Genomic DNA, 8,120 nt, shown 5'->3' on the forward strand with positions numbered 1-8,120 from the left:
TTAAAAGAAAGTTTAAACAATAAAGAAAAGTTTAATAAGATTTTTCTTAGAAGTAATTTTTTGGAAATAGGTCCATGTGTTACTTATGATGCTATTTTGCAATTTGGAGAGAAAAATATTCCACGTTTATTTTATGAATTTATTTCAATGTTAAACGATAGAATATGTCTAAATAGCATTAATATTGCTAATGGGTTTTATTATAAAAACACAATTTTTGATTTATATCCTTTATTGTTAAGTCTTGATGCTCAAATTGAATTTAAGAATATTTTGACTAAAAAAAACTATACTTATAATGCTTATAGCATTAATAGGGATGATTATATACAAAACCGTCATGTTTTATTTTTAAGCAAATTAAAATTTCCAATTACAAATTTGTGGAATAAGAGTTTTTGTAGTAGGATATTTGATTATACTTTTTCATTTAATTTTTTAGACGAGATAAATATTATTTTTATTTGTGTTTTGTTGAATGTTAAAAGGAATATCATAAGTGATTTTCTGATGAAAATATTTTATAATGACAAGGTTATTACTTTAAGGGATTTTCAAGTTTTACTTTTAAACAAAACTTTACCTTTATCTTTAATTGAGATTGAAGATTCTCTTAGAATGTTAGATAAAAGTATTCGTGATGTTAAAAATTTTAGTTTGGAAGAGAGAAGTTTGAAACATTTGTCCAATACTCAAATGCATATGACGCAGCTTCTAATTTTAAGTCTTAAAAAATTAGCATCATCATCACCTAATCGTTCTTGAAAATACTGTTAATAGAAAGGCAATAGAATTTAATATATCAAATCGTTTTTATGCATTATAATATTTATTTGTTAGTAATTTAATCAAAAAATAATTATTCAAATAAGGGGCTTAAGCTTATGGTTAAAAAAGAGGCTACAATTAAGGCTGTTAATGGTTTACATGTTAGACCAGCATCAACATTTGTCAAAAAGGCTAAGGAATATGCTAGTGATATAACTATTGAAGCTGATAGAAAATCTGTTAGCGGCAAAAGTTTGTTTAGATTGCAAACTTTAGAATTATCTTATGGTAAGAAGCTTATGGTTTGTGCTGAGGGTGATGATGAGGAGAGAGCTGTTAATGAACTTGTTGAACTTATTGAATCTTTTAAAGAGTAAGTGTGGAAGGTTAATATGACTTTATCGGGGAAAAGAATATCTAAAGGGATAGGTATTGGAGAAGCACTTTTTATAAAGAAAGATTTTGATAAATTAATTGATAAATCAAAAATCACTTCTTCGCAAATTGATGGTGAGATAAAAAAATTTAATGATGCTAAGTTAAAGGCTATATCTGTTTTAAGAGACCTTACAAGAAAGGTTGTATCTCAACTTGGAGCTGATAAGGAAGGCATTTTTGAAGGACAGATGTTAATTATTGAAGATGATGAGCTTTCTGAGTCTGTTATAAATTTTATTAAGAATGAAAATTGTGGCGCTGCTTATGCTGTTTATCTGTCTTTTAAAGAATTGATTGCAAGTGTAGAAGAATATGCAGATGTTTATTTAAAAGAGAGAGCTTCTGATTTTAAAGACATTAGAAATAGACTTATTGCAAATATTTTAGATAAGGTAGTTGATCTTGCTGAGGTTAAGAGAGATGTGGTGTTAATTACTGAAGAATTAACACCTTCTGATACAATGCAGGTTGATTTAAGTTATGTTAAGGGTTTTATCACCACGGTTGGTGGTGAAACTTCTCATGCTGCTATTTTAGCAAGAACAATGGGACTTCCGGCTCTTGTGATGTCACCTTTAGATATTGATAAAATTAAAGAAGGTGAGCAGTTGATAATTGATGGACTCTCTTCAATAATTATTAGTAGTCCTTCATCTAGTGAACTTGATAAATATTCTCATAAGATACTAAAATATAATGAGCATGAGAAAGAGCTTTTTGAATTGAAGAATCAAGATGCAGTAACAAAAGATGGTATTAAAATATTTCTAAAGGCTAATATTGGAACTCCAACAGATATTTTTTATGTTAATAAATATGGACTTGATGGCATAGGGCTTTTTAGGACAGAATTTTTGTATATGGAGTCTTTAAAGCCTCCTACAGAAGATGAACAGTTTGAAGCTTATAAAAAGGTTGTTGAGAATATTGAAAAAAAAGGTGTTGTTACTATTCGTACTCTTGATATTGGAGGAGATAAAGAAATTCCATATTTTAATTTTCCAAAGGAAGAGAATCCTTTTCTAGGATATCGTGCTCTTAGAATGTATATGGATTATGAAAGTTTGATTCAAAGTCAATTTAATGCAATTTTTAGAGCTAGCCATTATGGCAAAATAAGGATTATGGTTCCTATGCTTGCTAGGTATGAAGAACTTGAGATAATTAATTATTTTGTAGATAAAGCCAAGGAAAATTTAAAATCTAGGAACTTGCCTTTTGATGAAAATTTGGAAGTTGGATGTATGATAGAAGTTCCTTCTGCTGCTTTATTAGCATCTGAACTTGCTGATAAGTTGGATTTCTTTAGTATTGGTACTAATGATTTAACTCAGTATACTTTGGCTGTGGATAGGGGTAATCAGAAAATATCAAATTTGTATGATAAATATAATCCTGCTGTTTTAAAATTGATTAAGAATGTTTTTGATGCTGGTCATAGTGCTGGTATTGATGTTTCTGTTTGTGGTGAACTTGGAGGAGATGAAGCTGGAGCTTTAATTCTCATTGGACTTGGATTTAAATCTTTGAGTATGGTTCCTAGTGCTTCGCTTAGGATTAAATATTTACTTAAAAAGTATACTATGTCTGATTTGAATGAGTTGGCAATTAAAGTTTTAAATAGCAAATCAGAATCAGAGACTTTAAAATTTTTAGATAAATATATAGGAGATTAACTTATGGGATTTTTAGGGTTTTTTAAAAAGGTGGCTACTTTAGATTTGATAGCACCTGTTAGTGGCAAGGTTGTTTCAATTGATAAGGTGCCAGATGAGGCTTTTGCTGAGAAAATAGTTGGTGATGGAATTGCAATTATGCCTACTGGAAATGAACTTGTTGCGCCTTGTGATGGGAATATTGGTAAGATTTTTAAGACTAATCATGCATTTAGTCTTGAAACCAAAGAGGGAATTGAAATTTTTGTGCATTTTGGTATTAATACTCTTAATTTAAATGGTAAGGGATTTACAAGAGTTGCTGAGGAAGGTATGAGTGTTAAGCAGGGTGATGTTATTATTAGACTTGATCTTGAGTATTTAAAAGCCCATGCAGAGTCAATAGTTACTCCTGTTGTTATTGCAAATTCTGATGAAGTTTCAAGCATTGAGTATGTGTTTGGCAAGCTTGATGATGATTCTGAATATGTTGTGTCTTCTACTACTACTTTAACTGCAGATATTGAGACTAAAATATTACAAGCTAGTCCTGTTGAAGCGGGGAAAGATATAGTTCTTAGAGTTAAAAAGTAAGTTCGCATACTCATGAGTATGCGAACTTACTTTTATTTATATATTTTTTTCTAACATTTCATTTATTATGTTTATAAATTGATTTGGGTTTTTGCTTGGCAGTCCTGAAGTTATTATTGCTTCTTCAAGAAGAATGATGCTTATTTTTTCTAAGGTTGTATCATCTAAATTTTTTAAATTTTGAATAATTTTGTTGTTTGGATTAAGTTCAAGAATGGGTTTTGTTTCTTTAACTTCTTGTCCCATTGATAGCATGATTTTTTGCATTTGATAAGTAGGATCAGTGCTGTCAATTATTATTGCTGATGGTTCTTGTATGAGGGTTGCTGATAATGAAACATCTTTAACATGATCTTTTAATATTTCTTTTATTTTAGACAGTATATCTTGAAATTCTTCTTCTATTTTTTTGAAATTTTCATCTTTTAATTCATCACTTGTTTCATTTTTGTTTATTGCTTTTAATTTAATGCCCTCATATTCTGTTATGAAATTTAAAATAGCTTCGTCAATCTCATCATCCATAATTAGAGTTTCATATCCTCTATCTTTATAGGCATTTACAATAGGGTTGATTTTAAGAATATTTTCTTTGCCTCCAGTGATGTAATATATGCTTTTTTGTTCTGCAGGCATTCTATCTTTATATTCTTTTAGTGATACAAATCCATTTACATTAGAAGATTTGAATCTAATTAGAGATATTAGCTTATTTCTATTATCAAAATCGGAATAAACCCCTTCTTTTAAGCATCTTCCAAATTCTTTAGAAAATTCATTGAATTTGGTGGAGTCGTTTTCACTTAATTTTTCAAGTTCGCTAAGTATTTTTTTTACAGAAGATGCCTTTATTTTGGCTAATGTTTTATTTTGTTGTAAAATTTCTCTACTTACATTTAGGGGTAAGTCTTGGCAATCTATTATTCCTTTTATAAATCTTAGGTAATTTGGAAGTAAGCTGTCAGCAGAATCTGAAATAAAAATTCTATTTATAAATAATTTTACCCCAGGTTTAGTATTTGGATAATATAGGTCATAGGAAGCTTTACTTGGAACGTAGAAAAGATTTGTGTATTCAATACTTCCCTCGGCTTTTGTATGAATATGAATTAATGGATTCTCATAATCAAAAGTTAAATTTTTATAAAATTCATTATATTCTTCATTAGAGATTTCATTTTTATTTTTTGTCCAAATAGCCGTTGTATCGTTTAATTTATCTTCTTTCTCTTCAAATCCTTCTTGTTTGCCATCCTTCATTATAGGTTCTCTGTATTTAATAAAAATAGGATAGCTTATATGATTTGAGTATTTTTTTATAATTTCTTGAATTTTCCATTTGTTAGCATATTCGGTTCCCTCTTTATTAAGGTGAAGTATTATTTCAGTTCCATTTTCATCTTTATTTGTTTCATTGATTTCATATCCTGTTTTTCCATCACTAGACCAAATATATGCAATATTATCTAGAGCTTTTTTTGTTATAACTTCAACTTTGTCTGCTACAATAAAAGCACTGTAAAAACCAACACCAAATTGTCCAATTAGGCTTGCAGCTTTTTTTTCATCTTTTTTTAAGTTGTTAATAAATTCTTTAGTGCCTGATTTTGCAATTGTTCCGAGGTGACTAATTAAATCCTCTCTATTCATTCCAATTCCATTATCTTTTATTGTGATGGATTTTTCATCAAAATTTATATCGATTCGTGGATCTAATTTTATGTCTTTAAATTTTTCATTTGTGATGTTTAAAAATTTAAGTTTATCAATGGCATCAGAAGCATTTGATATTAATTCTCTTAAAAATATTTCTTTATGTGAGTAAAGAGAATGTATGATTAAATAAAGTAAATCATTGACTTCTGTATCAAATTGTTTTTTCATAGAATTCTCCTATCTTGTATTCGTTTAATCTTTACTTTTTTTATAATATAACATAATCTAAAAATAATGAATAAATAATTTTTCTATGAAAAAAATACGATAGGGGATAATGCAATGGATATTGGTATTTATGGATTAGGAGTTATGGGTAGTAATTTGGCATTAAACATTGCCGATAATGGTTTTAATGTTTATGTTTATAATAGGGATAATGAAAAAACAGAAGTTTTTCTTGCAAATAATTCTCATAAAAAAATTAGTGGTGTAAGCGATATTGAGACTTTTATTAGAAGTTTAAAAAAACCCAGAAAGATTATTTTAATGGTATCAAATTCGGCTGTTGATGAAGTTATTGAGCAAATTTTACCTTTTGTTGAAAAATTCGATATTATTATTGATGGTGGTAATTCTTATTATAAAGATACTATAAGAAGAGAGCAAGAATTATCTTCTAGGGATATTTATTTTGTTGGGCTTGGAATTTCAGGTGGTGAGAGAGGCGCAAGATTTGGAGCTTCGTTTATGTATGGAGGTAATAAAAAAGCTTATGAATTAATAGAACCTATTTTAAATAAAATAGCTGCTAAGACTAATGAGGGGGATGTTTGTTCTGCTTATTTGGGTAAAGATGGAGTTGGGCATTATGTAAAGATGGTTCATAATGGAATTGAATATGCCGATATGCAACTTATTGGTGAAGCATATTTTTTTATGAAGAGGGCTTTTAATTTAGATAATTTGAGAATTGCTGAAGTATTTGATAAGTGGTCAGAAGGTGAATTATCTAGTTATTTGATAGAAATAACATCTAAAATTTTAAAATATAAAGAGAATAATGAATATTTAATTGATAAAATTTTAGATGTTGCAAATCAAAAAGGTACTGGAAAGTGGGTATCAATTGAAGCTTTGCATTTAAATGTACCAGCAAATTTGATTTTTGAATCTATGTTTGCAAGGTCTTTGTCAATATTAAAACATGAACGAGTAATTGCTAGTGATATCCTTAAAATGGATGTGGACTTTGTTGAATTTGATCTGAGTGATTGGATTTTAGATCTCTATTATTCTCTTTTAGTTGCTAAAATATTAGCTTATTCTCAAGGATTTATGATTCTTAAGAATGCATCAGCTAATTATCTTTGGGATTTGAATTTAGGAAAAATTTCTTTAATTTGGAGAGAAGGTTGTATTATTAAGAGTGTTTTTTTAGATAAAATTAAGTTAGCTTACGATAAAAATCCACATCTTATTAATTTGCTTTTTGATGATTATTTTTTAGATATAATAAAGAATCATCATAAATCTTTAAGGCGTATAGTTTCAAAGGCCAGTGAAATTGGGATACCATTGCCAGCATTTTATGCAAGTCTTTCTTTTCTAGACTCTTATTCTACTAATTATTTGCCAGCAAATTTAATTCAGGCCCAGAGAGATTTTTTTGGTGCACACAGCTTTGAGAGAATAGATTCAAATAGGGGTGAATTTTTTCATAGTAGTTGGGAATAATTTAGGTTATGTATTTAAATATAATATTTAATGAACATTCCTCCTATGATATTTATTTTAAATCCTGCGTAAAGATAATGGTATGCGATAGATTGTGGATTTGATACAAATTCTATTGAAGGTGCCATTTTAAATCCAATTTCTATATTTTCTGTTATATCGTAAAAAATAGCTATTGGAATTCTAAATCCAAAACCCGCTTCCATGCTTTTAAAATTTGATTTGTTGGATGAGATGTGTATATTTCCTCCAATTCCTGTTCCGATAGATAGTTTTTCTATTAATGATATTGTAAATATTAAATCAATGGCTGAGAGTACAAATACATTAAAATCATATTTTTTAGATTTGAGTATACTTTGTGGTAATTTAATCCCATTAGTTCCTCCATAGCCTATTTCAATATCAATAAATGGAAATGACATAATATAATTAAATATTGGATTTCCAATACTTCCACCAAATCCTATTTTTCTATCTAAATATGAGCTTTTACCAAATGAATTGATCCACATACTTGATGTTAGTATTATTATCATTATTTTTTGCATGATGTCCCCAACAATTCATGTTTTTATCTCATTATATTTTATTTTTAATGATTAATAAATTTTATATAAAAATCTTCTTAATTGAATTTTTTGATGATTAATGTTAATGATATTTTGTATTTTTTATGCAACCCAAAGTTTTATACCAAGTCCAGCAAATACTTCCCATTTGTGTTTTGGATAATCATTTCCTATTCCCCATATGTTTATTCCTGGGCCTACTTTTAAAAACAAATCAAAATGTCTTTTAAGAATTGGTAAAATTAAGGATAGCGAAATTTTGATACCTATATTTGTTGAATTATATATTTCATGTGTTTTTTGCCATTTAGATATCCACCATAATCCATAAATTCCTATTCCAAGTGATGTATTTATGGGTTTAGGTTTATTAAATGAGTTTGATGAGAATATATTGAATTCTATAGATGTAAATAATGTATGAAAGTTTTGGAATAGATTTTTGAGTCCATTGTAGAATCCAAATTCTATTTCGATGTTTTTTGCTAAGTTAAGTTGTATTGCATTTGGAAATGGCCCTAGTATTCCAATTCCAAAATAACCTTTGTTTTTTGTATATTCATCTTTTGCTGTGCTATTAAAATAATTTATTAATATAAGAATCAAAATTGTTTTTTTCATTTAATAATGAATCCTCTCATTTTAAGTGTATGCTTAATTTTTAAAACCAACGTAATCAATATTAGTTATTATTTTATAT

8 protein-coding genes are annotated in these 8,120 nt (G+C 28.0%); 5 read left to right on the forward strand and 3 right to left on the reverse strand.

Annotation, left to right across the window (positions count from 1 at the left end; all coding sequences use genetic code 11):
• The 4 genes from BN1173_RS02840 to crr all read left to right on the forward strand — a co-directional run.
• The coding region (locus BN1173_RS02840) for an FAD binding domain-containing protein (RefSeq protein WP_052456023.1) at positions 1 to 765 on the forward strand (765 nt) is incomplete at its 5' end.
• Positions 766 to 884: 119 nt separating this feature from the next.
• A complete protein-coding gene (locus BN1173_RS02845; protein ID WP_012538988.1) occupies positions 885 to 1,145 on the forward strand; it encodes an HPr family phosphocarrier protein in 261 nt (86 codons plus the stop codon).
• A gap of 15 nt (positions 1,146 to 1,160) precedes the next feature.
• Entirely contained in the window at positions 1,161 to 2,882 is a 1,722-nt protein-coding gene (ptsP, locus tag BN1173_RS02850) for a phosphoenolpyruvate--protein phosphotransferase (RefSeq protein WP_014696391.1), read from the forward strand.
• Between the two features lie 3 nt (positions 2,883 to 2,885).
• Positions 2,886 to 3,455 (forward strand): PTS glucose transporter subunit IIA, encoded by a 570-nt coding sequence (crr, locus tag BN1173_RS02855; RefSeq protein WP_014696392.1) that lies wholly within the window; start codon positions 2,886 to 2,888, stop codon positions 3,453 to 3,455.
• Between the two features lie 36 nt (positions 3,456 to 3,491).
• On the opposite strand, the gene htpG is transcribed toward crr, so the two are convergent.
• Positions 3,492 to 5,339, reverse strand: coding sequence for a molecular chaperone HtpG (htpG, locus tag BN1173_RS02860; protein WP_040236456.1), 1,848 nt, complete (start codon positions 5,337 to 5,339; stop codon positions 3,492 to 3,494).
• Between the two features lie 114 nt (positions 5,340 to 5,453).
• Here htpG and gnd point away from each other — a divergent pair, with 114 nt between their 5' ends.
• Positions 5,454 to 6,848, forward strand: coding sequence for a decarboxylating NADP(+)-dependent phosphogluconate dehydrogenase (gene gnd / locus BN1173_RS02865; RefSeq protein WP_012538310.1), 1,395 nt, complete (start codon positions 5,454 to 5,456; stop codon positions 6,846 to 6,848).
• A 14-nt stretch (positions 6,849 to 6,862) separates the two neighbouring features.
• Here the strand turns inward: gnd and BN1173_RS02870 are convergent, their stop codons facing one another.
• Both BN1173_RS02870 and BN1173_RS02875 read right to left on the reverse strand, forming a co-directional pair.
• The gene (locus BN1173_RS02870) at positions 6,863 to 7,399 is read right to left on the reverse strand and encodes a BAPKO_0422 family outer member beta-barrel protein (RefSeq protein ID WP_014696394.1); all 537 of its coding nucleotides are present in this window, start codon (positions 7,397 to 7,399) and stop codon (positions 6,863 to 6,865) included.
• Between the two features lie 123 nt (positions 7,400 to 7,522).
• Complete coding sequence (locus BN1173_RS02875) at positions 7,523 to 8,041, reverse strand: BAPKO_0422 family outer member beta-barrel protein (RefSeq protein WP_014696395.1); 519 nt, start codon at positions 8,039 to 8,041, stop codon at positions 7,523 to 7,525.
• Between the last annotated feature and the right edge of the window lie 79 nt (positions 8,042 to 8,120).

Source organism: Borrelia crocidurae (genome assembly GCF_000825665.2).
Lineage (GTDB): Bacteria > Spirochaetota > Spirochaetia > Borreliales > Borreliaceae > Borrelia > Borrelia duttonii.